The organism is Streptomyces fructofermentans (genome assembly GCF_014651055.1).
Taxonomy (GTDB): domain Bacteria; phylum Actinomycetota; class Actinomycetes; order Streptomycetales; family Streptomycetaceae; genus Streptomyces; species Streptomyces fructofermentans.
Genome location: NZ_BMWD01000001.1, coordinates 621,735 through 646,571 on the forward strand (window position 1 = coordinate 621,735; position 24,837 = coordinate 646,571).

Here is a 24,837-nt window from a genome sequence, read left to right on the forward strand (position 1 = left end):
CGGCACGGGCCGGGCCGTCACAGCAGGTGGGCCGCGCCGCTCACGACCGGCAGCACCCTGCGCGCCAGCGCGCCCATGGGGCCGTCCGCGGACTCCATCGCCAGCGCCGCCGTGACGACCGACGCGCTCTGCGCGTCCCGGCCCGCGGTCGCCACCAGGCAGGCCACGAACTGTTCGACGAGCCAGTCCCGCAGCTCGTCCAGCGGCGGTTCCTTCTCCTCGTCGAGCCAGATCAGCGAGGCGGCCTCGACGGCCGTGATCCACATCCTGACGGTCATCCGGAGCCGGGGCCCCGGCTCCGCCACCTCCAGATGCGTGAGGATGTGCTCGGCGGCGGCCCTGCGCACACCGTCCACGATGGCGGTGGTGCGGGAGGTCTCGATGACGCTGCCGCCCTGGAGCAGCGCGCTGAACCCGGCGTCGTGCTGGTCCACGAAGGCGAGGTAGCGGTCCAGGGCGTTGGACAGCCGCAGGGTCAGGGGCCCTTCGGGCGGTTCGGCGAAGCAGTGCTCCAGCTCGTCGGCCGCCGAGCGCAGGGCGGCCTCGTACAACTGCTGCTTGCCGCCCGGGAAGTACCGGTAGACGAGGGGCCGCGAGACGCCGGCCGTCTCCGCCACGTCGTCCAGGGAGACCTCCTCGGGCGCCCGTACCGCGAAGAGCGACAGGGCCGCGTCCAGCAGTTGGCTCCGCCTCTCCTCGACGCTGAGCCGCCGGTACGCGCGTGTGGGAGCCTGCGAGGTCATGCTTTGCAGCCTAACCGCCCGGGCCCGCTCCCCGCCCCGGTGCGTCGCGCGGGCGCTCCCGTCCGCCGCCCGCGTCCCTCGCGCGCCGGGCCGGCCGGAACGGCGGCGACCGGGCAGTGCCTGCGCCCGCGCCCGGGCACACGCCTGTGCCTGTGCCCGGGAAGGCGCCCGGCCCGGGCGCAGGCGCCGCTCAGGCCAGCAGCCCCGAGGCCTTCCACAGCCGTCGGCCGACGCCCCGCAGCACGCCGATGTCGTCCAGGAAGTCCGTCAGCCGCCTGGACCCGGTCTGCATGACCTCCCGCCGGTGCCCGCTCGCCCTCACCTGCGCGAGGGCCTCGCGCTTGTCGAGGCCGACGTTCGCGTACACCTCCGGGTTGACGAACGCGACCGAGAAGACGCGCGCGAACTCACCGGACGTGACACGGGTGAACTCCTGCGACCACCGCGGCGCGGTCGCCATCTGGCGCCGGAGCTCCTCCCGCGCGTAGCGCACGTGCCGCGCCTCCTCCACGACGTGGATCCGGGTCACTCCCCGGACGAGCGGCTGGACCCGCTCGTCGGGGAACGTCAGCCGCTGCATCCAGTCGAGGACCTCCTCGCCCAGCAGGGTCGCCGTGAACGAACCCGGCGTGGTGGACACGGTCTTGAAGAGGCGCGCGAGGTTGTGGTGCGCCCGGCTCACCGGGTAGTGGGGCGTCCCGCCGCGTGTGATCAGCCGCGCGAACATCTTCGAGTGCCGGCACTCGTCCTCGATCTCGGTCAGCGCGTAGCGCACGTGCGCGCTCGTCGCCGCCTTGTCGTAGATGTGCCGCACCAGGAGCTGCATCAGGATGATCTCGAACCAGATGCCCAGCGAGGCGAGGGCCGCCGCCTCGTGCCGCGACAGCAGGATGCGCTGCTCCTCGCCCATCCGCTTCCACAGCGGTGTGCCGTAGAGCGACACCAGCTCCGGCGGCCAGAACCACTTGCCGTCCTCGAAGGGGGCGTCCCAGTCCAGCTCCTTGTCCGGGTCGAACGAGTGCTTCGCGGAGGAGTCGAGCAGCCGCTCGGCCACCTGCTCCCGGTCCTTGAGCAGACCGAGTGCGTCGCGCAGCACCTCGGCCTCCGTCACGGTCGTCATGACTGTGTCCACCTCGTCGTGCCGAAGTCATCGGGGTTACCGCTGGTCACGTTTTATGAGACTGCCTGTCAGCAAGCCCGTCAATCCCTCGCGCGCAACTTGTTGACGAGTCGTCTACCGAGTAGGAGCCTGCGGGACATGCCGACCTACGACCTGTACGCGATGGACCCCGGAGACCCCCTGTGGCAGGTGCCCGCGAACGGCGCGGCGCGATTCAGCTGGGAGTACGACGAAGGGCGCGACCGACTGCTGGCCCTGTACCAGAAGGGCAAGGACAAGCAGTGGGACGGACAGAGGCGCATCGACTGGGACCTGGAGGTGGACCCGTACGATCCGCTGGGCACCCCGGACGAGTCCTTGTCGCTGTACGGCACCCGCCACTGGGCGGCGATGACCGACCGCGACAAGGGCGAACTGCGCAAGCACTACACCTCCTGGCAGTTCAGCCAGTTCCTGCACGGCGAGCAGGGCGCGATGGTCTGCGCGGCCCGCATCGTGGAGTCCGTGCCCGACCTGGACGCCAAGTTCTACTCGGCCACCCAGACCATGGACGAGGCACGGCACGCCGAGATCTACACGCGCTTCCTGCACGACAAGATCGGGATGGTCTACCCGGTCGACGACAACCTCCGGTCGCTGCTCGGGGACACCCTGCGCGACTCCCGCTGGGACATGCCGTACCTCGGTATGCAGGTCCTCATCGAGGGCCTGGCGCTGGCCGCCTTCGGCATGATCAGGGACACCACCGACAAGCCGCTGCCCAAGCAGATCCTGGCGTACGTGATGCAGGACGAGGCCCGGCACGTGGCCTTCGGCCGCATGGCCCTGCGCGACTACTACAAGCAGCTCACGGACGCCGAACTCCGCGAGCGCGAGGAGTTCGTCATCGAGGGCTGCTACCTGATGCGCGACCGGCTGCGCGGCGTCGAGGTCCTGGAGAACTTCGGCATCCCGAGGGCGGAGGCCGAGGAGTACAGCGAGCAGTCCGAATTCCTGGCCCTCTTCAGGAAGTTGCTCTTCTCCCGGATCGTGCCCTGCGTCAAGGACATCGGCCTGTGGGGCAAGCGCCTCCAGCAGGCCTACGTCGACATGGGGGTCCTGGAGATGGGCGACTCCAGCCTCGACCTCCTCATGGCCCAGGACGAGGAGGTGGCCGAGAAGCTGGACGCCGAACGCTTCGCGGCCGAGGAGCGGGCCCGGGTCGCGGAGGTGGAGCAGGCCGTCGCCGAGGGCGGCGCGGCGTGAGGGGCCGGGGCGGCGTGAGGGGTCGGGGCGGCCGGAATCCGCTCACGGCTCCCGCCGCCCGCAGGGCATCATCGTCCCCATGACCGGACAACCCTCCGAGGCGGGCCCTCCGGCGGCCGCCGCCTCCCGTGCCGCCGGCCCGAACAGGGCGGGCGCCCGCCGCAGTCTGGAGGCGCTGGCCCTCGGGGACGCGTTCGGCGAGCGGTGGTTCCCCCTCTTCAGGGACCGGCCCCGGGCGTACGGGGAGATCCGCGCCCGGCTCACCCCCGAGGAGCCGGTGTGGCACTGGACCGACGACACGGCGATGGCCCTCGGGGTGCAGCGCGTGCTCGACCAGTACGGCGCGATCCGGCAGACCTCGCTCGCCCGGACCTTCGCCCTCGGGCACGACGCCGACCCGGCGCGCGGCTACGGGCGCGGAATGCACGAACTGCTGCCCCGTCTGCTGCAGGAGCCGGACCGCTGGCCCGAGTTGACGACCGGACTCTTCGACGGGCAGGGCAGCCTCGGCAACGGCGCGGCGATGCGGGTGGCCCCCCTGGGCTCCTGGTTCCAGCACGACCTGGGGCTCGTCGAGGAGCAGGCGGTGCTCTCCGCCCGGGTCACCCACGCCCACCCGGAGGGCGTCGCGGGCGCGGTCGCCGTGGCCGTCGCGGCGGGGCTGTCCGGCCGCCGGGAACTGCGGCTGGACGCCGTGGCGAGGGCGACACCCGACAGCGCCGTACGGGAGGGACTGTCGCGCGCCGCCCGGCTGCCGTTCACCACCGAGCCCTGGAAGGCCGCCGACCTGCTCGGCAGCGGTGCGCGTGCCCGGGCGGACGACACCGTCCCCTTCGCCGTCTGGTGCGCGGCCCGGCACCCGGACGACCTGGCGTCCGCGCTGTGGTCCACCGCGGAGGGCTTCGGCGACGTCGACACCACGTGCGCGATCACCGGCGGCGTCGTCGGCGCGCGTACGGGCGTCGGCGGCGTGCCCGAGGAATGGCTGCGGCGCCGCGAGGCGCTGCCCGACGGCACCGGTCGGCAGGCGCCGTCAGGCTGAGGCTTCCCGGTGTCACCCCTGTGGAGTACGGTGCGCGGGTGTCGAAGCCCCTTCCGCCCCAGCCGTCCCACCAGCCACAACTGCCACAACAGCAGCCCGGTGTCGTCGGCAGTGCCTCGAATCCGTACGGCCCGCCGGCGTCGCCGCCGGCCCAGCCGCCCGCCCCCGGATTCGGTCCCGCGCCCCATCCGTACCAGCCTCAGTACGGGCCCCAGTACGGCTCTCCGTACGGGCCGCCTCCCGCCGGGCCCCACGGCGGACCGTATCCGTACCAGGCACCCCCGGCTCCCGTCCCGCAGTCCGGGAGGCGGGTGAGCACGCTGGCCCTCGGCATCACGAGCGGTCTCGTCGCCGCCGTGGTGGCCGGTGCGGGCGTCGTCTGGTGGGCCGCGGGACGGGAGGCCCCCGCGGCCTTCCCGGAGGCCGAGTACGAGCTGGAACTGCCGCAGACCATGCTCAACGCCGCCTACGTGCTCGCGAAGGACCCGTCCGGCGCGAAGGGCGGCGAGGTGGCGGAGCGCGCCGCCGACGAGGGGGACGCCCGGGACGTCACGGCGGTCGTCGGCCGGTACGAGCTGTACGGCGACGAGAAGGCCGGCACCCTGGTCGTCTCCGGGATGCACGGGCGGTTCAGGGACCCGGACGCGACCCGCGAAGGCCTGCTGAAGGACGCGGCGGGCGGCGAGGTCGCGGTGGGGCCGAAGGACTTCACGCCGGAAGGCTCCGACGTCACCGTCACCTGCCAGGTGACCACCGAGGTCCGGTCGGGGACGAGGACCACCGTCCCGACGTGCGCCTGGGCCGACGGCAACACGGGCGCCACCGTCACCGAGATCGCGCAGGAGAGCCTCGCCCAGGACCCCGAGGACGTGGACCTGGAGCAGGTCGCCGCGACCACGCTCGCGGTCCGGGCCGAACTGCGTCAGCCCGCCGGCTGAGCCGCCGCCCCGCCGGCCGGGTCCACCGGCAGTGGCAGCGGCCCGGCCGCGCCCGGCGGGAACGGCGTCCGCAGGGTGAACGCGTGGGCTGTCGCCCCGTGCGCCCGCAGGTGCAGCAGCCGCTCCTCCGCCTCGGCCACCGTGGGCCGGTGCCCGGCGGGCACCCACCACAGGACCGTCATGGCCTCCCGCACGTGCTCGAACCACTCGCGCCTGCGGGCGAGGAGTTCGCGGTGCCGCCCCTGGTACATGAAGGCGGTGAGCGCGCCGGTGTCACGCCACACCGACATGTTGACGATCAGCCACTCGTCGCCGAGGACCGCCACGTCCGTCGCGTTGCCCGAGTCGCTCTGCAGCCGCCAGACGAATCCGTCCGAGGAGTCCGCGACGGCGTTCACCGGGTCCAGGGCGTCGACGAAGTCCTTCAGCAGCGGTGAATCCAGCGGAGCCCTGAGGCGCGCGATGTTGACCTGGGCGAGTTCGTGCGGTGCGGCCGGCTCAGTCATGCCCGAACGGTAGGTCGGCGGACACCGGCGCGGCACCCCCCGTCTCACGGGTCGAGCACGGCCTCCATCACGGCCCGCGCGATCGGTGCCGCGTCCCCGCCGCCGCTGATGTCGCCCCGGTCCGCCTCCGCGTCCTCGACGACGACGGCCACCGCGACCGCGGTCTCCAGCGAACGGTCCGACTGGGCCCAGGAGATGAACCAGGCGTACGGCGTACCGGAGTTGTGGATGCCGTGCTGTGCGGTGCCGGACTTGCCGCCGACCGTGGCGCCGGGAATCGCGGCGTTCGTGCCGGTTCCCTCCTCCACCACGTCCGTCATCAGCTCCCGCAGCCGCATGGCGGTGGCGGGATTCATGGCCTGGTGCAGGGTCCGCTGCCCCGTGGTGGCCACGGTGCTGCCGTCGCCCGTCGTCGTCCGCTCCACCAGGTGGGGCGTGCGCACCGCGCCGTTGTTCGCCACCGCGGCCGCGACCATCGCCATCTGGAGCGGGGTCGCCCGGGTGTTGTACTGGCCGATGGACGAGAGCGCGAGCTGCGCCTCGTCGACACGGGTGTCGAACGTGCTGGGGGAGACCCGGAAGGGGATTCTCAACTCCCGGTCGTTGAAGCCGAACCCGGACGCCGTCCCCTGCATCGCGCCCGCCCCCACGGCCACGCCCAGCTTCGCGAAGACCGTGTTGCACGACCACTGGAATGCGTACCGCAGCGACGCGCCCTCGCACCCCTCGACCTCGTTCGTCAGCCGGACCGAACTGCCCGGCAGCCGGTAGGGGTCGGGCGACCTGGTGGGTTCGTCCACGTCGCGCACCACACCCGCGTCGAGGGCCGCCGCCGCCGTGACCACCTTGAAGGTAGAGCCCGGCGGATAGGTCTGGCGCACCGCCCGGTTGAGCATCGGCTTGTCGGGGGCGCTGTTGAGCCGGGCCCAGGCACGGGCCACCGAGGCGTCCGTGCCCGAGAGTTCCGCCGGGTCGTAGGAGGGGGTCGAGACCAGGGCGAGGACGCGTCCGGTGGACGGCTCGATCGCGGCCACCGCGCCCCGCCTGGAGCCCAGCCCCGCGTACGCCGCCCGCTGCGCGACCGGGTCGAGTGTCGTGACGACGTTGCCGCCCGGGTTGCGGCCGCGCGTCAGGTCGTTCCACAGGGGCAGCGGCGAGAGCAGCGGATCGGTGCCCGCCAGCACGCCGTCCGCCGCGGCCTCCAGGAAGGCCGTCCCGTACACCTGCGAGGAGAAGCCGGTGACGGGCGCGTACAGCGGGCCGTCGCGGTAGGTCCGCTCGAAGCGGAAGCGCTGCCCGGAGTCCCTGGAGCCGGTGATCGGACCGTCACCGACGAGGATGTTCCCGCGCGGCTGCCCGTACCGGGCGATCGTGGAGCGCCGGTTGGCCGGGTTCTCGTCGTACGAGCCGCCCCGGACGATCTGGACGCGGGTGGCGTTCACCAGCAGCGCGAGCAGGAGCAGGGCGCAGAACAGCGCTGCGTGACGGATGTACCGGGCCATGGGGCGGCCGTTGCCGGTCATCGGGCGTCCTCCTCGTCGGGGCCCCGGCCGCCCTGGGCGCGCGCCGAGTCGCTGACCCGGATCAGCAGGGCCACGATGATCCAGTTGGTGACCACCGACGAGCCGCCCTGCGCGAGGAACGGCATCGCCATCCCGGTCAGCGGGATCAGGCCCGTGACCCCGCCCGCGATCACGAAGACCTGGAGCGCCACGATCGAGGAGAGGCCGACCGCCAGCAGCCGCCCGAAGGGGTCGCGCAGGCCGAGCCCCGCCCGGTAGCCGCGCTCGACCAGCAGCCCGTACAGCAGGAAGATCGCGGACAGGCCGGCCAGGCCCAGTTCCTCGCCCGCCGTCGCGAGGATGAAGTCCGACTTGACGGCGAAGCCGATGAGGCTCGAATGGCCGAGGCCGAGCCCGGTGCCGAGGAAGCCGCCCGCGGCGAACGCGAAGAGGGACTGGGCGAGTTGGTTCGGGCCGCGGCCCGCCTCGATCGAGGCGAACGGGTTCTGCCAGTCCTCGACCCGGCTGTGCACGTGCGGCTCCAGTTCGCCGACGGCGAGAGCCCCGCACAGGGCGAGCAGCAGGCCCACGGCGATCCAGCCCGTGCGGCCGGTCGCCACGTAGAGCAGGATCACGAACAGGCCGAAGAAGAGGAGGGAGGTGCCGAGGTCCCGTTCGAGGACCAGCACGCCGACGCTCAGCAGCCAGATCGCGAGGACCGGTCCGAGGACGCGTCCGGTGGGCAGTTGCAGCCGCCACAGGCGCCGGCCGGTGTGGGCGAGCGCGTTGCGGTTCGCGGCCAGGTAGCCCGCGAAGAACACGGCGAGCAGCACCTTGGCGAACTCGCCCGGCTGGATGGAGAATCCGGCGATCCTGATCCAGATGCGGGCCCCGTTCACGGCCGGGAAGAAGATCGGCAGGACGAGGAGGACCAGGGCCGCGACGACCGACACGTACGTGTAGCGCTGGAGCACCCGGTGGTCGCGCAGCAGCACCACGACCACGATGAAGAGGCCCACGCCCAGCGTCGACCAGACGAGTTGCGTGGGGGCCGCCCGGTCCGCCGGGGTCTCCAGGTCGAGCCGGTGGATCAGCACCAGGCCGAGCCCGTTGAGCAGGACGGCGATCGGCAGCAGCAGCGGATCGGCGTCCGGGGCGCGCAGCCGGACCGCGACGTGCGCGAGCAGCGCGAGCACGCCGAGCCCGGCGCCGTGACCGACGACGCCGGGCGGGACGGAGCCGTTCCTGGCGAGGCCCACGTCGCAGTAGCCGTACACGGAGAGCAGGACGGCCACGACGATGAGGGTGAACTCGACACCACGGCGCCGGGGTGGGCGGGCGACGGGAGCCGACGGGTCCGCCTGCGCTGTCGTTCCGGTCGCGGTCATGTCCGGAACGTAGCAAGCTGAAGCGCCGATATCCCGTTATGTCACCTCAGCACCAGCGGGGCGCCGGGCCGATGTTGTCGATGTAGCGTGCGGCGCCCCAGGCCCAGGTGCCGTCCGCGAGGAGGTACCAGAGAGGGTTGCCCTTGACGTTCTCGCCAGGTGTCTTGCAGAAGATGGAGACGACCTCGCCCTGCTTCGCGAAGCCGATCACGGCGCTGCCGCGGGTCGGCCTGTCGCGGAGGTTGAGTCCGCCCACCGCGGTGACGCGGCCCCGGTAGAGGGCCTCCTGGCGACTGTCCTGGCGGCCGTCCTGGTGGCCGTTGCTCCAGTTGCCCTTCCCGGCTTCCGGGCGGCTGTTGCTCCATTCGTCCTTGCGGCCGTCCTGCTTGCCCCAGTCGTCGCCCGCGAGAGCGGGACTCGCGGCTCCGACGAGGAGGGTGCCGCACGCAGCGACTATGCCGAGGTGGGTGAGAGCGGTGCGCAGAGACATGTGGTGCTCCTCCGGAACTGGGTGCAGAGCTGACTAATCGCCACATTAGGAGCACGTTTCGGGGCGCGCGCGTCGCGTTGCGCCATCGGGACGGAGTCCCTGCTCAGCGCCCTTGCCCTGAGCCCGTGTTGCCCGGGTCCGGGTCCGGGCCCGCGGCGTCCCCGGCACTCCCGGAGCCCTCGGAGCCCCCTGGCCCCTCGGCACTCCGGGGGACCCCGCCGGGCCCCTCGTCGGCGGCGTCCGTGCCGGTGACCGCCGTGCTTCCCTCCGGTGGCAGCCTCAGCTCGGCCACCGCTCCGCCGTCCGGCGCGTTCGCGAAGGAGAGCCGGGCGCCGAGTACCTCCGACTGGCCCAACGCGATGGTCAGCCCCAGCCCGTGCCCCTTGGAGCCGCCCTCCGTGCGGAACCGCTGCGGTCCGTGCTCGACGAGGTACGCCGGATAGCCGTCGCCCCGGTCCCGCACCGTGACGACCGGCCCGTCCACCGTCAGGGTCACCGGAGTCCGCCCGTGCTTGTGCGCGTTGGCGACGAGATTGCCCAGCACCCGCTCCAGCCGGCGCCGGTCGGTCTCCACCAGCGCGTCCCGCACGACCCGCACCTCCGTGGCCGTGCCCGACGCCCGGACCACGCGCTCGGCGACCGGCGACAGCCGTACCGCGTCCACGTCCAGGCGTTCGCTGCGCGCGTCCAGCCGCGAGATCTCCAGCAGGTCCTCGGTGAGGGTGCGCAGCGCGGCCACGCGGTCCCTGACCAGCTCGGTCGGCCGGCTCGGCGGCAGCAGTTCCGCCGCCGCGTGCAGGCCCGTCAGCGGGGTCCGCAGTTCGTGCGCCACGTCCGCGGTGAAGCGCTGCTCGCTCAGCAGCTTGCCCTGGAGCGAGGACGCCATCGTGTCCAGCGCCCCCGCCACCGCCGCCACCTCGTCCTGGGGGCGCCGCGGGTCGGCGGCCCGCGGGTCGTTCACCCGCGCGTCCAGGTCGCCGGCGCTGATCCGGCGGGCGACCCGGGCCGTGGCGTGCAGCCGCCGCGTCACCCGTGACACCGCGAACGTGCCCACCAGCAGCGTCACCCCGATCGCCAGGGCCGAGGAACCGACGATCGCCCGGTCGAGGCCGTCGATCGTCCTGGCCCCCTGCGAGTAGTCGATCCGCACCGCCAGCGCGCGCCCGCCGCTCGCGGGTCCCGCCGCCCACATCGTGGGGTACGGTCCGCCGTCGCCGACCATCGTGCCGCGGTCCCCGGCCTCGGCGAGCGCACGCAACTCCGCGGGCAGGCCCGGCGGGTCGACCTCCGCGCCGGGCGGCAGCCGGTCGCCCGCCTCGAACGCCGCGGTCGCCTCCGTCAGCCGGTCGAGCGCGCGGTCGCGGACCTCGCCCACGGTCTGGTTGGTGACCGAGACGTGCACCAGGGTGCCGAGGAGGGCCGCCAGGCCGCAGCACATCACGGTGATGAAGACGGCGGCCTTCCAGGTGAGGGTGGCGGTCCGGTACCGCAGCCGCCGGGGGCGGTTCGCGTCCCGGGGGAGCCCGGGCCGGGGAGCACGCCTCACCGGGGGCTCGCCTGCGGACTCGCGGACGACAGGCCCTCGGTCGGGGTGGGCTCGGCCGGGGCGGGCGCGGACGGGGAGCGCGTCGGCGACGGGGCGGCGGGCCGGGCCGTGCCGACCCGCAGGATCTCGTCCTTCGCCGCGAGCATCGCCTGCTGGCGGCGGTCCCAGGACCAGACCGTGCGGTACTCGTAGCCCGGCAGGGTCGAGGGCGAACGGATGATCAGGTCGCGGCCCGCGATCTGTACGCCGAGCGTGCTGTCCGTCGTCGCCATGACCTCGGTCAGCCGGTGGTCGATGACGGTGTACGCGCGCACGCCGAGCTGCTTCCTCGGCATCCGCAGGCCGAGCACCATGTCGTCCCTGCCGTCGCCCGTGAGGTCGCGGTAGTACGCCCGCAGGACCGGGCAGGCACGGTCGCGGCCGCCCGGCCGTCCGCACTCCGCCACCTTCTCGGCCGTCTCCCGGTAGCGCCCGCCGGCATCGGTGAACAGCTCGGGGTGGGCGGCGATCTCGGCGCGTACGACGGCGACCGGATCGACCCGGTGGATGTCGTCGTCCGGGACCTCGACGCCCTTGACCGTCTCGGTGTCCGCCTCGCCGTAGTCGACGACGGGCGAGGCCGCGGGCGGGACCTCGGGCCACAGGGCGGTCGGTCCCACGGCCGTCGCGGTCGGGCCCGCGCCGCTCAGCCCGCCCGGGTCGCCGCAGCCCGCGAGGAGCAGGGCGGCGAGGGACGGCGCGAGGGCCGCGCGCGCGAGGCGGCGGGAGCCCGCGGGCAGGTTGTGGATCACTGCGCTCCTGCGTCGGCCGGTGGGCCCCGCGGAGTGGCGCGCGGGACCGGCGTGGATCGTGGTGCCCTGGTGGGCGGTCGCCGTGCCCGTACGGTACGGCCCCGGCGACCCGTTCACCCTATTCGGGCGGGCGTCCCGCGGCGCACGGGCGCGGCCGCGGGACCGGGAGGCGGCCGCCCGCGGGTCGGGCTACTCGGCCAGTTCCTCCAGCAGCCGTGCCGTCGCCAGCCCGGTGCGCAGGTAGTCCACGAACAGCTCGTTGTGCAGGGCCCAGGGCGAGCGCCGGGCCCGGATCAGCCGGATCGACTCGTCCGCGCCGCGGCCCCCGCGGATCAGGGCGTGGGCGACGACGAGGCCGGAGCGGTTGTAGCCGTGGAAGCAGCGGACCAGGACCCGGCGGCCCTCGTTCCGGGCCTCGTCCGCCGTCCGGGCGAGCCGCATCACCCCCGCGAGCTGCGTGCCGTCCAGCGGTCCGTCGGGAATCGGCCACACATGGTGCTCGACGCCCGGGGCGGGGCCGTGGCCCGGCAGCCGCAGCAGGGTCAGTACCAGGTCGAACTCGTCGTGCACGACGGCGAACTCCGGTTCCCCCGACCGGCCCGTGTACTCGTGCCCGCCCATCCACAGGCGGGGCACGATCTCGCTCCACGGACTGTCCGGGGCCGGCACATCGGGTTGGTTCCTGCGCGTCCGCAACGGCGCCTCCCCCTCAACTGCTCCCAAAGGTAACCGGCTTCTTGCCCCTGGAGCACCCCGCCTGTTCCCATGGTGGGTGGGGTGATGCCGCATGAGCGGACTGCGCGTCGTACCGACCCGGCGGCACGGCCGGGAGCGGGTCTACGTCTGTCTCCGGGACGGCAGGAGCGTCGCCTGGTACGACAGGGACGCCGGCCGGGTCAACCTGCTCAGCGGAGACCGGCGCGAGGACGTGCTCGACGCGCTCGGACCGTTCCTGACCGGCTCGGTGACCGTCGGACCGCCGCCCGTGCCCACCCCGGCGGAGCTCGCACGGCTGTCCCTGCTCCCCGACGACGACCTCGCGCCGAACCGGCCCGGGGAGGCGCTCAGGATCGCGCTCGAACGCGAACCGGGCACCCCGAGCCGCATACGTCCCGACCCGCGGCGCCGGGCCCTCGCGGCGGAGCAGGCGGTGGGGGAGGCCCTGGACCGGCTGGACGGGGCGGGCTGGCGCGCCCTGCACTCCGTACCGCTGCCGGGCGGCGCCCGGGTCCACCATCTGGCGATCGGGCCGGGGGGACTGTTCGCGGTGCACACGCTGTACGCCCGCAAGCGGCGCGTCCTCGTCGCCGACCCCATGGTCGCGGTGGGGCGCCGCGAGGCACGCCCGGTGCTGCGGCGGGCGCGCGCCGACGCCGACCGCGCCGCGCACGCCCTCGCCGCGGAGGTGCGCCCGGTGCTGGCGCTGTTCGGGCCGGCGGACGTGGCGGTGAGCGCCCGCCCCGGCGGGGCGCTGGTCCTGGCGGACACCGAGGTGGACTCGCTGGCACGGTCCGGCGCGGTGCTCAAGCCCGCGGACGTGGAGGCGCTGCACGCGCTGGCCAGGGACCGGAACACCTGGCTGCGGGCCTGAGCCGCGCGGCTACGCGGTGCCGGGGGCGGTCCCGGGCAGCGGAGCCGCCCGGTCCCGGTCGAACAGGGGGGCGAGTAGATCCCCGTACGACTCCAGCCGGGGCACGATGTCCGCGGCACGGAAGTCCAGCTCCCCGGGAGCGACGCAGGACTCCACCTCCTCCCAGGTCAGCGGAGTGGACACGGTCGGCGCGGCGCGGGCCCGCAGGGTGTACGGAGTGGCCGTGGTCTTGCGGGCGGCGTTCTGGCTGAAGTCGACGAAGACCTTGCCCGGACGGACGCTGCGCGTCATCCGGTGGGTGACCAGTCCGGCCAGTTCGGCCTGGGCCTCCACGGCGAGGGTCCTGGCGTACGAGGTGACGTCGGCCGACGGGGCCGGGCGCAGCGCGGCCAGCAGGTGCAGCCCCTTGGAGCCCGAGGTCTTGGGGTGCGCGGTCAGCCCGTCCGCCGCGAGCCGCTCCCGCAGCCACAGCGCGACCCGGCAGCACTCGACGACCGTGGCGGGGGAGCCGGGGTCCAGGTCGAGCACCAGGCGGTCGGCGAGGCCGGGGGAGTCCGCCCGCCACTGCGGGGTGTGGAACTCGGTCACCAGGTTCGCCGCCCACATGAGTGACGCCAGGTCCTGCACCAGCACCATCCGGGCCGGGCCCTCCGAACGCGGGACCTGCGCCGTCGCGACCCAGTCGGGCGTGCCCGGCGGCACGTTCTTGGTGAAGAAGACCTGGCCGTCGGGGCCGTCCGGGTAGCGCAGGAAGGAGACCGGGCGGTCGCGGAGATGCGGCAGGACCGCCTCCGCCGTCGTCGCGTAGTAGTGCAGCAGCTCGCCCTTGGTGAAGCCCGTCGCCGGGTGCAGCACCTTCTCCAGATTGCTCAGCGCGACCTTCCGGCCCTCCACCTCCGTGATTGGCGTCATACGATGAGAATCCCACGTCAACCGGGATGAAATGACCTGAAGGGTGCCGCGTGTGAGATCCATCTGGAACGGAGCCATCTCCTTCGGTCTGGTCAGCATTCCGATCAAGGTGGTGAACGCCACGGAGAGCCACTCGGTCTCCTTCCGCCAGATCCACACCGAGGACGGCGGCCGCATCCGCTACCGCAAGGTGTGCGAGCTGGAGGACCACGAGGTGCCGTCCTCCGAGATCGGCAAGGGCTACGAGGACGCGGACGGCACGATCATCCCGATCACGGACGACGACCTGGCCGCGCTGCCGCTCCCCACCGCCCGGACGATCGAGATCGTGGCGTTCGTGCCGGCCGACCGGATCGACCCGCTCCAGATGGACACGGCGTACTACCTGGAGGCGAACGGGGTGCCGGCGGCCAAGCCGTACACCCTGCTCCGGGAGGCGCTCAAGCGCAGCCAGAAGGTCGCCGTCGCCAAGTTCGCGCTGCGGGGGCGCGAGCGGCTGGGGATGCTGCGGGTCGTCGACGACGTCATCGCCATGCACGGGCTGCTCTGGCCCGACGAGATCCGGACGCCCGAGGGCGTCGCCCCCGACGCGCGCGTGACCGTCCGCGACAAGGAGCTCGATCTCGCCGACGCGCTGATGGACACGCTGGGGGAGGTGGACCTCGGCGAGCTCCACGACGACTACCGCGAGGCGGTGGAGGAACTCGTCGCGGCGAAGGCCTCGGGCGAGGCCGCGCCGGTCGCCGCCGACGCCGACGGGGACGGCGGGAAGGTCATCGACCTGATGGCCGCGCTGGAGAGCAGTGTGCGGCGGGCGAGGGGGGCCCGGCGGGAAGGGGGCGCCGACGGCGAGGCCGGGGCGGAGGTCAAGCCCTTGCGGAAGAAGGCCGCGGCGGCTGCGGGGTCCGCCGCCAAGAAGCCGGCGAAGAAGGCCGGCGCCGCGAAGAAGGTGTCCCCGAGGAAACGCTCCCCGGCGTAACCCTCCGGGCGGGCGCGGCGCGGGATCGCCTCTGGCTGCGCAGTTCCCCGCGCCCCTGGGGGGTGGGTGCGGCTTGGGGTTGCGTTGCCCGTGCGGGTAGGCGCTGTTGCCCGCGCAGTTCCCCGCGCCCCTGGGGGGTGGGGGCTCGGGGTGCGTAGGGTGTGCGGGCCGACCTTGCCGGCACGTCAACGAACCAGCACCCGTCCACATGACCTGTGCCCTCATCAGGGGCGCGGGGAACTGCGCGCCCAGCGGCAGCGCACCCGCACCTGTCGACGAGGGCTCAGCCCTCAGTAGGGGCGCGGGGAACTGCGCGACCAGCCGCAACGGACCCGCACCCGTCGACGAGGTCCCAGCCCACCCGCCCCCGCGCAGCGGCAGCGCACCCGCACCTGTCGACGAGGGCCCGGCCCTCATCAGGGGCGCGGGGAACTGCGCGACCAGCCGCAACGGACCCGCACCCGTCGACGAGGTCCCAGCCCACCCGCCCCGCCCCGCCCAGCGGCAGCGCACCCGCACCCGCACCCCGTCACCTCCCCCCGTGCCGCATCTCCCGAGGACTCACCCCGAACCGCGCCTTGAAAGCCGTACTGAGCGCACTCGCCGAGGAGAACCCCGACGCGTAGGCCAGATCGGTGATCGTCATGTGCTCGCACTCACCGCACCGCAACCGGTCCCGGACGAGCCGCAACCGCTCCTCCCGGATCAGCTCACGCGGCGTCGTGCCGACCCGCTGCAGCGCGAGCTGGATCTGCCGCAGGGACCACCCGAGGGCCCGGGCCATCGACGTACCCGTGAGACCGGGATCGGCCGCGTGTTCGCGCACATGCCGCCGCACCACCGCCTCGACCTCCGTCAGATGACTGGGCGCGTCCGGCCGGTCGTCCCCGGACGCGAGCATGCACAGCAGTTCCACGACACGGTCGGATACGGCGTCGAACTCGGTCGTCGTGAGGCGGTCGCGCTCGTCCGCGAGGCTCCGGAGCATCGAGTGGACGACGAGACCCAGCCCCGTCGTCAGATCGAGACCGGTGGCCAGCGGGGACTTCCGGTTCAGCGGACCGTCGATCTCCCGGGCGGGGATGGAGAAGATGATCCCGCGCAGCGACGCGTCGTGCAGCAGCCGGAACGGCTCCCCGAGCGTCATGAGGCTCCCGGCACCGGGCGTCAGCCGGGTCTCCCGGCCGTCCTGCCGCAGCACCAGCTCCCCGGAGAGCGGAAGCAGGAACCGGTAGTCGGGATCGGGCGCCCGGCGCACCTGCCGCGGCGTCCGCACGTACTCGATCCGGTCGCTGCGCCAGTCGACGAGCTGGTACGTGTCCGTGCCCTGCCGGGTCAGCTCGCCCCGGAACGTCTCGGGGCTCGCGTATCTGAACTCCATCGAGGTCTGGTACGCCCCGACATGCTCGCTCCAGAAGTCGGTCCGCTCACGCGGATCCGCCGCCCCGGTCGTCCGAGACTCCACGACGTAGGTTCCCGCGGGCAATGCTCGTCCTCCGCCCGGAGGGCCCGGCCGTCGTTGGCAGGACCTCTCAACTGGCTTGGCTGCAACGGCAGTTACGGGCGGCAAGCGTAGTACAGGCAGTCCGCGCGCGGGGCCCGGGGCGCAGGCGGGGCCGGATCCCGCCCCCGTCCCGACCTTTCCCCACCCCGCCCCGGCCTCACCGACCCGCCCGCCTCCCGCCCGACCATGCCCGCCCGCCCGCGAGGCCCGGGGGCCACGCCGCCACCCGGTGCGCCTGGGGGCAACTTCCTTGCGCGCGCGGGAAAGTGCGCGCTCCGGCGCGCGAGTACCGTCGGGCGCCCCGTCGCCCCCATCCCTCCCGGCCTCCCCGACTCCCGCTCCCGCCCCGCCCGTTGCCCGCCGCCCCTCGCGCCGCCGCGCGCGGCCCCCCGGGGCCCCGATCGACCCGTACGTCCAGCCCAGCCCCAGTCCCTCCTTTCCGACTTCCCGATCCGCCGTTGAGGACTTCATGAAGGAACAGATACCGGAGGCGGTGTTCTGGAGCGTGGCCGTCGGCCTGCTCGCCGTCACCGTGCTGCTGGTGCGTCAGCGTGGGATCACCGCACGGCTGCGCCGGCGCAACGCCGAACTGGCGGAGGACGTCCTGACCAGGGAGGAGGAGGTACGGCACCTGATCGCCGTACGCCTCCCCGCCCTGGAGGACCACGGCCTCCGGCACCCCGTACCGGGCGTCGGCCCGCGCGACGCCCGCCTGGCCGGCAGCGGATTCGCCAAGTCCCTCGACCATGTGCTGGAGCGGTTCGCCACGGCGGTGGAGCGCGCCCAGGCCCGTGCCGACCAGTCCGCCAAGGCCGCGCTGAAGTCGTCGATGCGCTCGATCCAGGCGCTGGCCAACGAGCAGCAGGTCGCGATCTCCGACATGCAGGACCGGCACGACCGGCCCGACGTCCTGCGCGACCTGCTCGAAATCGACCACACCAACGCCCAGTTCGGCCGTCGCGCCCAGGCCATCGCCGTGCTCTGCGGCTCATGGCCGGGCCGGCAGCGCTCCACGTCGGCGCTGATCGAGGTGGTCCGCGGGGCCACCTCGCGGGTCCGTGACTACCGGCGCGTCCAGATCCACGGCCAGGCCGACATCGCCGTGGAGAGCCGGTCGGTCGAGCCGGTCGTCCTCACGATCGCCGAACTGCTCGACAACGCGGCCCGCCACTCGCAGCCCAACACCAAGGTCGAGGTCAACGTCCAGTCCGTGCACAACGGCGCGTGCGTGATCATCGACGACGCCGGCGTCGGCATGGACGGCCAGGCGACCGAGCGCGCCACCGGCCTGCTGTCCGGACAGCACGCGGTGGACGTCACCCGTCTCGACGACCCGCCGCAGTTCGGCTTCGCGGTCATCGGCGTGCTCGCCGCGCGCTACGGATTCAGCGTCTCCACCGACACCCGCTCCCCGTACGGAGGAGTGCGTGCCGTGGTGTTCCTGCCGTCCGCCCTGCTCAGACACCGGGACCCCGCCGAGGAACCGCCGCCCGTGACCGCACCGCCCGCCCGCGCGGCCGTGCCCGGCCCTGCGTCCGACGGCTCCCCGTCCGAGGGGGCGCGGGCGGCCGGGGCCCCGGCCGCCGCCGCGCCGGCGTCCGCGAGCCCCGCCGATCCCGCGTCGGAGGGGCCCGGGCCCGCCGGGACGCCCACCACGACGGGCGGTCTGCCCAGGCGCCGTCGCCGGGACAGGGCACGGACCGCGTCCGACGCCCCGCCCGCGACCTCGACCACGACGACCTCGGCGACGGCCACGGCGACGGAGCCGGCCCGCACCGGTGCGGCAGACCCCGCTTCCGGCCGGGGCTTCGACCTCGGCTCCGGCTTCGGCTCCGCGGCCCGGCCCCATGACGGCGGCGGTGCCCGCTCGGCCGAGGAGACCGCCCGCCGGATCGCGGCGTTCGCACGCGGCACGCTGCACGGCCGCGCCGACCGGAACGGCGTACAGAACCCGTCCGGCACCCCCCATGAAGACGAAGGGAACATCCAAGGATGATCGAGCCCGCGAAGAACGAGTTGGGCTGGATGCTCGATGAGGTCCTGAAGGTCCCCGAGGCCCGCCACGCGATCCTGCTCTCGGCCGACGGCATGCTCCGCGCCCACTCCGCGGACATCGGCAGGGACGACGCCGAGCGTCTCGCCGCCGGCCTCTCCGGCGTCCAGTCGATCAGCCGCAGCACGGCCGAGTTCTGCGGCAGCGCCGACTCGCCCTGGCAGCAGACCCTGATCGAGTTCGCGCACGGCTACGTCTTCCTCGTGGCCGCGGGCGAGGGCGCCCACCTCGCCGTGTCCACCACCGAGCACGTGGACATGGAGGCCGTCACGTACCGGATGCACAAGCTCGTCGACCGGCTCGGCAGGGAACTGACCAGCCCGGCACGTCGGGACGCCGGCAGCCCGGCATGACACCCCCCAGGCGTCCCGGAGGGAGGCTGGTGCGGCCCTACGTCGTCACGGACGGCCGCTCCCAGCCGACCCGCAACACCCTGGACCTGGTCACGCTGGTGATCGCCGCCGACGATCTGCCGCTGACCGGACTGAGCCCGGAGAAGCGGGACCTGATGGAACTGTGCGGGCCCGGCGCGCTGTCCGTCGCCGAGGTGGCCGGCCATCTGTCACTGCCGGTCAGCGTCACCAAGGTGCTGATCGCCGACCTCATGGACAGCGGCCATGTCGTCACCCGCGCCCCCGTCCCGTCCGCCCGGCCGTCCGAGACCCGCATCCTGCAGGAGGTACTGGATGGGCTCCGTGCCCGCCTCTGAAGCCGCGCCCGGCGCGGGCACCCATCTCGCGAACGGGGTGCAGACCGCCGTCAAGCTCCTGATCGTGGGGCACTTCGCGGTCGGCAAGACGACGTTCGTCGGCGCGCTCTCCGAGATCAGACCGCTGCGCACCGAGGAGGTCATGACCCAGGCGGGGGCCGTCGTCGACGACCTGGAGGGCACGAAGGACAAGACGACCACCACGGTCGCGCTCGACTTCGGCCGGCTCACCCTCAACGACAGCCTGGTGCTCTACCTCTTCGGCACCCCCGGCCAGCAGCGCTTCACCGAACTGTGGCAGGACATGACCCGGGGCGCGCTCGGCGCCCTGGTCCTCGCCGACACCCGGCGCCTCGGCCAGTCCTTCGACGTCATGGGAGTCCTGGAGGACCTCGGCCTGCCGTACGCCGTCGCGCTCAACGACTTCGACGACGGAGCCGGTCCGGGCCACGGCCTCGACGAGGTCCGCGAGGCGCTCGACCTGCTGCCGGAGACCCCCCTCGTACGCTGCGACGCCCGCGACCGGGTCTCCTCGACCCGCGCGCTGATCGCCCTCGTCGAGTACCTTCTGACCCGCACCGGACCGAACACCGGCCCCGGCGCGCGTACCGGCGACGGCACGCGCCCCGGCACCGGCGACAGCGAACTGGAGCACGCGTGACGACCCCCGACGCCCCGAGCCCCGCCCCGGCCCCGCTCGCGGCCTGCCCGCGCCACCAGCCCCTGCACGGACCCGACTTCGCCGCCGACCCGGCCGCCGTCTACCGCACGCTCCGGGCACACGGCAGCACCGCACCCGTGGAACTCGCGCCCGGCGTACACGCCACCCTCGTGACCGGATACGAGACCGCGCTGCACGTCCTGCGCAGCCCGGAGACCTTCTCCAAGGACCCCCGCCGCTGGCGCGACCTGGCCGACGGCACGGTCGCGCCCGACAGCCCCGTCGTCCCGATGATGATGTACCGGCCCAACGCCCTGTTCACCGACGGGGAGGAGCACCGCAGGCTGCGCGGCGCCATCACCGACAGCCTGGCCCGTGTCGAGCCCAACACCCTGCGCGGGTACGTCGAACGCAGCGCCGACACCCTCATCGACCTGATCGCGCCGCGCGGCACCGCGGACCTCCTCGGCGAGTACGCGCAGGTCCTGCCGCTGCTGGTGTTCAACCGCCTCTTCGGCTGCCCCCGCGACCTCGGGGAGCGGCTGGTCGAGGGCATGTCCGGGATCTTCGACGGCGTGGACGCGGAGAAGGCCAACGAACTGCTCACCGTGACCCTGCTCGACCTGATCGCGCTCAAGCGCGCGCATCCCGCCCAGGACGTGACGTCCTGGCTGATGGCGCACCCCGCCGGCCTCACCGACGAGGAGATGATCCACCAACTCGTCGTCCTGATGGGCGCGGGCACCGAACCCCAGCAGAACCTGATCGCGAACAGTCTGCGGCTGCTGCTCTCCGACGACCGCTTCGCGGGCAGCCTGGGCGGCGGCAGCCTGCCCGTCGAGGACGCCCTCGACGAGGTCCTGTGGACCGACCCGCCGATCGCCAACTACGCGGTGCACTACCCGGTCAGGGACGTCGTGCACGAGGGCCGGGCGCTGCGCGCGGGCCATCCGGTCGTCGTCAGCCTGGCCGCCGCGAACACCGACCCGGCCCTCACGGGCGACCAGAGGGCCGGCAACCGCGCGCACCTGGCGTGGAGCGCCGGTCCGCACAACTGCCCCGCGCAGGGCCCCGCCCGGCTGATCGCGGCGGTCGCCGTCGAGAAGCTGCTCGACCGGCTGCCGGACGTCGAACTGGCCGTCCCGGTCGCCGCGTTGGAGTGGCGGCCCGGCCCGTTCCACCGCGCGCTGGCCTCGCTCCCGGTCCGCTTCCCGGTGGCGCCGGTGCGCGGCGGCGACCCGGACACCGGTACGGTCCGCCGCCCGGACCCGTCCCCGGCGGGCGGGGAGGCGGGGTCCGGGCCGTCGGCAGCGCGGGACGCGGTCCGCCCGAAGGGCGGCTGGGCCCGGCTGCGGGCCTGGTGGCGCGGCGAGTAGCACCCGGCCGAGGCCTCTCGGCGGGGCCCCGGTCCGCCGCCCTCCCCGGGTCCCTCGGCGCGGCCCCGTCGCGTCCGGGGGGCGTCAGCCGCCGGTGGTGAGCCGTACGGGCAGGGAGCGGTGGCCGTTGGAGATGAAGGACGCCACCGGACTCAACTCCTCCTCGGGGACCGCGAGTTCCAGGCCGGGGAAGCGCTCGAAGAGGGCCGGGAGCGCGACCCGGGCCTCCATGCGGCCGAGCGGGGCGCCCAGGCAGAAGTGCACGCCGTGCCCGAAGGCCAGGTGCTCCTTGCCCAGCCGGGTGACGTCGAACCGGTCGGCGTCCGCCCCGTACGTCCCGGGGTCGCGCCCGGCGGCGGCGTACGCGGCGAGGATCGGCTCGCCCCGGGCGATCACCACCCGGTCCGGGTCACCCGGTTCGCCCACCTCCAGGTCCTCGACGGCGTAGCGCAGCGGGAGGCTCGCGACGGGGGCCCGTACCCGCAGGGTCTCCTCGACCACGTCGTCCCAGCCGGCCCGGCCCGCCCGGACGTGCGCGAGCTGCTCGGGGTGGGTGAGCAGTGCGTGGACGGCGTTGTCGATGAGGTTGACCGTCGTCTCGTGGCCCGCGCTGATCATCAGCACCAGGGTGTCGAGCAGTTCCTGCTCGCTCAGCCGGGTGCCGCCCTCGTCGTCGCGCGCCGAGATCAGCGCGGAGGTGAGGTCGTCGCCCGGCGACCGGCGCTTGGCGGCGACGAGTTCGCCGAGGACCGCGTACATCCGCGCGTAGGTGTCGGTCACCTCCTCCGGGGTGGCGGCCGTGTTGAACACCCCGTCCACCACGGCCCGCAGTTCGGCACCCTGCTCCTCGGGCAGCCCGAACAGCTCGCTGATCACCCGGATGGGCAGCGGGTAGCAGAACTCCTCGCGCAGATCGACGACTTCACCCCGTGCGCCCGCTTTGTCGAGCCGGTCGAGCAGCTCGCCGGTGATCTCCTCGACGCGGGGCCGCAGGGCGGCGGTGCGGCGTGCCGTGAAGGCCTTGGACACCAGTGTCCGCAGCCGCTTGTGCTCCCCGCCGTACGCCGTGAACATGTTCTGCACCGCGACCCAGGTGAACAGCGGCCACTCGGGCGAGATCCTCCCGTCGATCCACAACGGCCAGTGCCTGCGCGGGTCCTTGGACACCCGGGGGTCTGTGAGCAGCCGCCTGAGCAGGTCCGGACTGCTGACCGCCCACGCCTCCACGCCGCCGGGCAGCTCCACGCGGGCCACGGGGCCGCGCTCCCGGATCCGCGCCGCCTCACCGTGGATGTCGCGGCCGGACGGGTCGATGACGACGGAGTTCTGCTCTGGCATGGGGCCTCCCGGACTCGGAACACGGACCGCTCGAACACCGATACGGCGGGTGACGCTACGCGTCCGCCGGGCACGGCCACGAGAGCGCGCGGGGCGCACTGCGCATGTCGACAAGTTCCCTACGCGTACCGGCAAGTCGGCGGACCGCGGCCGTCCTAGGGTCGTGGTCCCGGGCGAGAGGCGGTGGGAGCAAGGCCATGCCGAGCAGCGACGCCCCCAAGTGGCTGCGACCACCCGGTCCCGAAGTGCTGACCCTTCCGGCCGGGCACTGGTGGGACGCGGTGCGGGTACCGCTCGCGGTGGGCCTGCGCATCCTGGACCACCTCGGCCCGCGCACCGGGGCCGTGATCGAGGACGGCTACGGCGGTGTCCTCTACTGGCTCGTCCCGCCGGGCAGCGCGGCCGGCTGGGACGTCCCCGCGGCGCGCGTCCTCGGCCCGGGTTCGCATGTGGCGATCCCGCCGCGGCACCGGACGTACGCCCCCGGACTGCACTGGCGGGTGCCGCCGACCCGGACGCGCCACTGGACGGACCCGGACGGCCTGCACGCGGCGCTGCGGACCACGCTCGCCTGAACCACGCGCCCCCGTCCGCGCCCCGCCCGGCCCGCCACCGACCCGGCGCGCGCCATCCGCCCCGACCCGCGCGTCCCCGCCCCGCCCCGACCCGCGCGCCCCGAGCGCACCGCGCCCGCCCGACCCTGCCGCGGCATCCCTGTCGGCGCCGGCGGCGGCATCCGCGTGGCGGAGAGCCCACCCACGCGGCCCTGGCACCCGCACCCAGCCCTGGCAACCCCCGCACAGCCCCGGCAACCCCACCCGGTCATCGCCCGCGCCCGCCGGACATCCCGTACGACGGAGATCTTGACGCGTTGAGTTACCGGTAACATCATGGTCCGGCGGAGCGCACGAACACGTCCTTCGCCCACCGCCGCGTGGGCCGTCCACTGGAGTCCGCGTGAGCGACCACGTGATCGACCCCGCGACCGGACCGCCGGCCGCGCATCCGGCCGCCGGGCCGGCGTCCGGTCCCCGAACCGCCCCGGAACCACGGGTGTTCAGCACCCCGGCCGTGGTCGCCTCCTGCGCCGGCTTCGTCCTCATCGGCGCGCTCCAGGCCGTCTACGGACCGGCGGTACCCGCCTTCCGTACGGAGTTCGGGCTCTCGCCCTCCGGCGCCGGGCTCGGCCTGAGCGCGCACTTCGTCGGCGGTGTCGCCGGAGTGCTGCTCTTCGACCGGCTGTACGGCCGGCTGGGCAACCGGCGGATCCTCGGCGCCTCGTACCTGCTGATGGCCCTCGGCGCGGCGGGCTTCGCGCTGGCGCCCTCCTGGCCCGCCGCGCTGGCCGCGGCCCTGCTCGCCGGGCTCGGCTTCGGCGGCATCGACTACGGCCTCAACCAGCTCTTCGCCGTCGGCTTCGGCCACCGCTCCACCGCGATGCTCAACATCCTCAACGCGCACTTCGGCGTCGGCGCGATCCTCGGCCCCGCCCTGGTCGGCGTCGTCGGCTCCGAGCACTATCCGGCCGTCTTCCTCGTCCTCGCGGCCGCCAACCTGCCGCTGCTGCTGTGCCTGCGGGGCGTACGGGACCGGGTGCCGCACCCCGCGGTCGGGCCGGAGCCGGGCCGTGCCGGACCGGTACTCGGGCGGAGCCTGGGCTCCGTGCTCGCCGTGTTCGTCACGCTCTACGTCCTGCACGTGGGCGTCGAGGCGGGCGTCGGAGGGTGGGAGCCCACGCATCTGGAGGCCGTCGGACACGGCGCGGGAGCCGCCGCCACCGCCACCTCCGCGTACTGGCTGATGATGACCGTCGGCCGTTTCCTGGTGGCCCCGCTCGCGCTGCGCCACTCGGCGCAGACGATCATCACCGTCTCGTGCGCGGGCATGACCTGCTGCCTGCTCCTCGCCTCCGTACCGGCCCTCGCCCCCTTCGCGTACGCGGGTGTCGGCCTGTTCATCGCACCGATCTTCCCCACCGGGCTGCCCTGGCTCGCCAGGGCGGCTCCGCGGACCCGCCGGGCGGGCGCGCTGGTCATCGCCGCGTCCATGGCCGGCGGGGTCGCCGCAGGACCCGCGCTCGGCGCGGCCATCGAATGGTCCGGGGTCCGCGCGGTGCCGCTCCTGCTGGCGGCGGTCTCGGCGCTGTGCCTGGCCGCCACGCTCTGGCTGATCCGCGCCACCCGCCCGCCGTCCGACCCGCGGCGGCGTCCGGGCGCCACCCCGGCCCCTCCCGCCGCCGGTTCCGCGACCGCCCCGTGAACAGGGCCGGTTCCGGCGCGGCGGACCTCCTCCGCCGCTCCCGGGGGACGCGGGGAACCGCCCGCCCCACGGGACGCCGAAGCCTCCGCGACCGTACGCCCGAGCCGGCCCGGCTCCCGCCCGCACCGCATCCGATCCGAAGGG

General features: G+C 74.0%; 23 protein-coding genes and 1 pseudogene. 12 read left to right on the plus strand and 12 right to left on the minus strand.

All coding sequences use genetic code 11. The features are described 5' to 3' along the window. Positions 1-17: 17 nt before the first annotated feature. Both IE265_RS02610 and IE265_RS02615 read right to left on the minus strand, forming a co-directional pair. Positions 18-743 carry a TetR/AcrR family transcriptional regulator gene (locus IE265_RS02610; RefSeq protein WP_190033609.1) on the minus strand — a complete coding sequence of 242 codons (726 nt, stop codon included), beginning with the start codon at positions 741-743 and terminating at the stop codon, positions 18-20. Positions 744-933: 190 nt separating this feature from the next. After that, on the minus strand, positions 934-1,863 hold the full coding sequence (locus IE265_RS02615) for an AurF N-oxygenase family protein (RefSeq protein ID WP_190033610.1): 930 nt from the start codon (positions 1,861-1,863) through the stop codon (positions 934-936). Between the two features lie 138 nt (positions 1,864-2,001). Here IE265_RS02615 and IE265_RS02620 point away from each other — a divergent pair, with 138 nt between their 5' ends. The 3 genes from IE265_RS02620 to IE265_RS02630 all read left to right on the plus strand — a co-directional run bounded on the left by IE265_RS02620 (position 2,002) and on the right by IE265_RS02630 (position 5,088). Continuing rightward, positions 2,002-3,108 carry a ferritin-like domain-containing protein gene (locus IE265_RS02620; protein ID WP_190033611.1) on the plus strand — a complete coding sequence of 369 codons (1,107 nt, stop codon included), beginning with the start codon at positions 2,002-2,004 and terminating at the stop codon, positions 3,106-3,108. A 79-nt stretch (positions 3,109-3,187) separates the two neighbouring features. Then, positions 3,188-4,150, plus strand: coding sequence for an ADP-ribosylglycohydrolase family protein (locus IE265_RS02625; RefSeq protein ID WP_190033612.1), 963 nt, complete (start codon positions 3,188-3,190; stop codon positions 4,148-4,150). 311 nt (positions 4,151-4,461) lie between these two features. Further along, a complete protein-coding gene (locus IE265_RS02630; protein WP_229915975.1) occupies positions 4,462-5,088 on the plus strand; it encodes a hypothetical protein in 627 nt (208 codons plus the stop codon). Here the strand turns inward: IE265_RS02630 and IE265_RS02635 are convergent. From IE265_RS02635 to IE265_RS02665, 7 genes are all read right to left on the minus strand, one after another. Continuing rightward, positions 5,073-5,594, minus strand: coding sequence for a DUF3291 domain-containing protein (locus IE265_RS02635; RefSeq protein WP_190033613.1), 522 nt, complete (start codon positions 5,592-5,594; stop codon positions 5,073-5,075). The two genes, IE265_RS02630 and IE265_RS02635, sit on opposite strands and share 16 nt — an antisense overlap. 44 nt (positions 5,595-5,638) lie before the next feature. Further along, positions 5,639-7,096: a penicillin-binding transpeptidase domain-containing protein gene (locus IE265_RS02640; RefSeq protein ID WP_190033758.1), complete on the minus strand. Its 1,458-nt coding sequence runs from the start codon at positions 7,094-7,096 to the stop codon at positions 5,639-5,641. A gap of 17 nt (positions 7,097-7,113) precedes the next feature. Then, entirely contained in the window at positions 7,114-8,484 is a 1,371-nt protein-coding gene (locus tag IE265_RS02645; RefSeq protein WP_190033614.1) for an FtsW/RodA/SpoVE family cell cycle protein, read from the minus strand. Positions 8,485-8,530: 46 nt separating this feature from the next. Further along, entirely contained in the window at positions 8,531-8,974 is a 444-nt protein-coding gene (locus IE265_RS02650) for an SH3 domain-containing protein (RefSeq protein WP_190033615.1), read from the minus strand. A 103-nt stretch (positions 8,975-9,077) separates the two neighbouring features. After that, a complete protein-coding gene (locus tag IE265_RS02655; protein WP_190033759.1) occupies positions 9,078-10,412 on the minus strand; it encodes an ATP-binding protein in 1,335 nt (444 codons plus the stop codon). Between the two features lie 104 nt (positions 10,413-10,516). Next, positions 10,517-11,311 (minus strand): hypothetical protein, encoded by a 795-nt coding sequence (locus tag IE265_RS02660; RefSeq protein WP_308434766.1) that lies wholly within the window; start codon positions 11,309-11,311, stop codon positions 10,517-10,519. A 189-nt stretch (positions 11,312-11,500) separates the two neighbouring features. After that, positions 11,501-12,007 carry a protein-tyrosine phosphatase family protein gene (locus tag IE265_RS02665; protein WP_190033616.1) on the minus strand — a complete coding sequence of 169 codons (507 nt, stop codon included), beginning with the start codon at positions 12,005-12,007 and terminating at the stop codon, positions 11,501-11,503. Between the two features lie 91 nt (positions 12,008-12,098). Here IE265_RS02665 and IE265_RS02670 point away from each other — a divergent pair, with 91 nt between their 5' ends. Beyond that, positions 12,099-12,902 carry a nuclease-related domain-containing protein gene (locus IE265_RS02670; RefSeq protein ID WP_190033617.1) on the plus strand — a complete coding sequence of 268 codons (804 nt, stop codon included), beginning with the start codon at positions 12,099-12,101 and terminating at the stop codon, positions 12,900-12,902. A gap of 9 nt (positions 12,903-12,911) precedes the next feature. Here IE265_RS02670 and ligD read toward each other — a convergent pair whose 3' ends face one another. Next, positions 12,912-13,814, minus strand: coding sequence for a non-homologous end-joining DNA ligase (gene ligD, locus IE265_RS02675; RefSeq protein WP_190033618.1), 903 nt, complete (start codon positions 13,812-13,814; stop codon positions 12,912-12,914). A 52-nt stretch (positions 13,815-13,866) separates the two neighbouring features. Between ligD and ku the strand changes: the two are divergent. Continuing rightward, positions 13,867-14,790 (plus strand): annotated as a pseudogene (gene ku, locus IE265_RS02680) (non-homologous end joining protein Ku); the annotation flags it as partial. 532 nt (positions 14,791-15,322) lie between these two features. On the opposite strand, the gene IE265_RS02685 reads toward ku, so the two are convergent. Continuing rightward, on the minus strand, positions 15,323-16,258 hold the full coding sequence (locus IE265_RS02685) for an AraC family transcriptional regulator (protein WP_268255777.1): 936 nt from the start codon (positions 16,256-16,258) through the stop codon (positions 15,323-15,325). A 508-nt stretch (positions 16,259-16,766) separates the two neighbouring features. Here IE265_RS02685 and IE265_RS02690 point away from each other — a divergent pair. From IE265_RS02690 to IE265_RS02710, 5 genes are all read left to right on the plus strand, one after another. Beyond that, positions 16,767-18,293, plus strand: coding sequence for an ATP-binding protein (locus IE265_RS02690; RefSeq protein ID WP_229915976.1), 1,527 nt, complete (start codon positions 16,767-16,769; stop codon positions 18,291-18,293). Continuing rightward, positions 18,290-18,703: a roadblock/LC7 domain-containing protein gene (locus IE265_RS02695; RefSeq protein ID WP_190033621.1), complete on the plus strand. Its 414-nt coding sequence runs from the start codon at positions 18,290-18,292 to the stop codon at positions 18,701-18,703. The genes IE265_RS02690 and IE265_RS02695 overlap by 4 nt, the downstream gene beginning before the upstream one ends. Further along, the gene (locus tag IE265_RS02700; RefSeq protein WP_190033622.1) at positions 18,700-19,059 is read left to right on the plus strand and encodes a DUF742 domain-containing protein; all 360 of its coding nucleotides are present in this window, start codon (positions 18,700-18,702) and stop codon (positions 19,057-19,059) included. The genes IE265_RS02695 and IE265_RS02700 overlap by 4 nt, the downstream gene beginning before the upstream one ends. Beyond that, a complete protein-coding gene (locus IE265_RS02705; protein ID WP_190033623.1) occupies positions 19,037-19,720 on the plus strand; it encodes a GTP-binding protein in 684 nt (227 codons plus the stop codon). The genes IE265_RS02700 and IE265_RS02705 overlap by 23 nt, the downstream gene beginning before the upstream one ends. A gap of 62 nt (positions 19,721-19,782) precedes the next feature. Then, a complete protein-coding gene (locus IE265_RS02710) occupies positions 19,783-21,096 on the plus strand; it encodes a cytochrome P450 (protein WP_190033761.1) in 1,314 nt (437 codons plus the stop codon). An 84-nt stretch (positions 21,097-21,180) separates the two neighbouring features. Here the strand turns inward: IE265_RS02710 and IE265_RS02715 are convergent, their stop codons facing one another. Further along, positions 21,181-22,434 (minus strand): cytochrome P450 family protein, encoded by a 1,254-nt coding sequence (locus tag IE265_RS02715; protein ID WP_190033624.1) that lies wholly within the window; start codon positions 22,432-22,434, stop codon positions 21,181-21,183. Positions 22,435-22,631: 197 nt separating this feature from the next. Between IE265_RS02715 and IE265_RS02720 the strand changes: the two genes are divergently transcribed. Next, positions 22,632-23,009 carry a hypothetical protein gene (locus tag IE265_RS02720; protein WP_190033625.1) on the plus strand — a complete coding sequence of 126 codons (378 nt, stop codon included), beginning with the start codon at positions 22,632-22,634 and terminating at the stop codon, positions 23,007-23,009. 478 nt (positions 23,010-23,487) lie between these two features. Next, entirely contained in the window at positions 23,488-24,693 is a 1,206-nt protein-coding gene (locus tag IE265_RS02725) for an MFS transporter (RefSeq protein ID WP_190033762.1), read from the plus strand. The last annotated feature ends 144 nt before the right edge of the window (positions 24,694-24,837 follow it).

What these genes read in the sequence shown, in the direction of transcription:
- IE265_RS02615 (WP_190033610.1), bottom strand. Translation starts at nt 1,863, where the DNA reads ATGACGACCGTGACGGAGGCCGAGGTGCTGCGCGACGCACTCGGTCTG.
- IE265_RS02655 (WP_190033759.1), bottom strand. Translation starts at nt 10,412, where the DNA reads ATGTGCTGCGGCCTGGCGGCCCTCCTCGGCACCCTGGTGCACGTCTCG.
- IE265_RS02705 (WP_190033623.1), top strand. Translation starts at nt 19,037, where the DNA reads ATGGGCTCCGTGCCCGCCTCTGAAGCCGCGCCCGGCGCGGGCACCCAT.
- IE265_RS02635 (WP_190033613.1), bottom strand. Translation starts at nt 5,594, where the DNA reads ATGACTGAGCCGGCCGCACCGCACGAACTCGCCCAGGTCAACATCGCG.
- IE265_RS02695 (WP_190033621.1), top strand. Translation starts at nt 18,290, where the DNA reads ATGATCGAGCCCGCGAAGAACGAGTTGGGCTGGATGCTCGATGAGGTC.
- IE265_RS02645 (WP_190033614.1), bottom strand. Translation starts at nt 8,484, where the DNA reads ATGACCGCGACCGGAACGACAGCGCAGGCGGACCCGTCGGCTCCCGTC.
- IE265_RS02650 (WP_190033615.1), bottom strand. Translation starts at nt 8,974, where the DNA reads ATGTCTCTGCGCACCGCTCTCACCCACCTCGGCATAGTCGCTGCGTGC.
- IE265_RS02715 (WP_190033624.1), bottom strand. Translation starts at nt 22,434, where the DNA reads ATGCCAGAGCAGAACTCCGTCGTCATCGACCCGTCCGGCCGCGACATC.
- IE265_RS02670 (WP_190033617.1), top strand. Translation starts at nt 12,099, where the DNA reads ATGAGCGGACTGCGCGTCGTACCGACCCGGCGGCACGGCCGGGAGCGG.
- ligD (WP_190033618.1), bottom strand. Translation starts at nt 13,814, where the DNA reads ATGACGCCAATCACGGAGGTGGAGGGCCGGAAGGTCGCGCTGAGCAAT.
- IE265_RS02640 (WP_190033758.1), bottom strand. Translation starts at nt 7,096, where the DNA reads ATGGCCCGGTACATCCGTCACGCAGCGCTGTTCTGCGCCCTGCTCCTG.
- IE265_RS02610 (WP_190033609.1), bottom strand. Translation starts at nt 743, where the DNA reads ATGACCTCGCAGGCTCCCACACGCGCGTACCGGCGGCTCAGCGTCGAG.
- IE265_RS02720 (WP_190033625.1), top strand. Translation starts at nt 22,632, where the DNA reads ATGCCGAGCAGCGACGCCCCCAAGTGGCTGCGACCACCCGGTCCCGAA.
- IE265_RS02700 (WP_190033622.1), top strand. Translation starts at nt 18,700, where the DNA reads ATGACACCCCCCAGGCGTCCCGGAGGGAGGCTGGTGCGGCCCTACGTC.
- IE265_RS02625 (WP_190033612.1), top strand. Translation starts at nt 3,188, where the DNA reads ATGACCGGACAACCCTCCGAGGCGGGCCCTCCGGCGGCCGCCGCCTCC.
- IE265_RS02690 (WP_229915976.1), top strand. Translation starts at nt 16,767, where the DNA reads ATGAAGGAACAGATACCGGAGGCGGTGTTCTGGAGCGTGGCCGTCGGC.
- IE265_RS02620 (WP_190033611.1), top strand. Translation starts at nt 2,002, where the DNA reads ATGCCGACCTACGACCTGTACGCGATGGACCCCGGAGACCCCCTGTGG.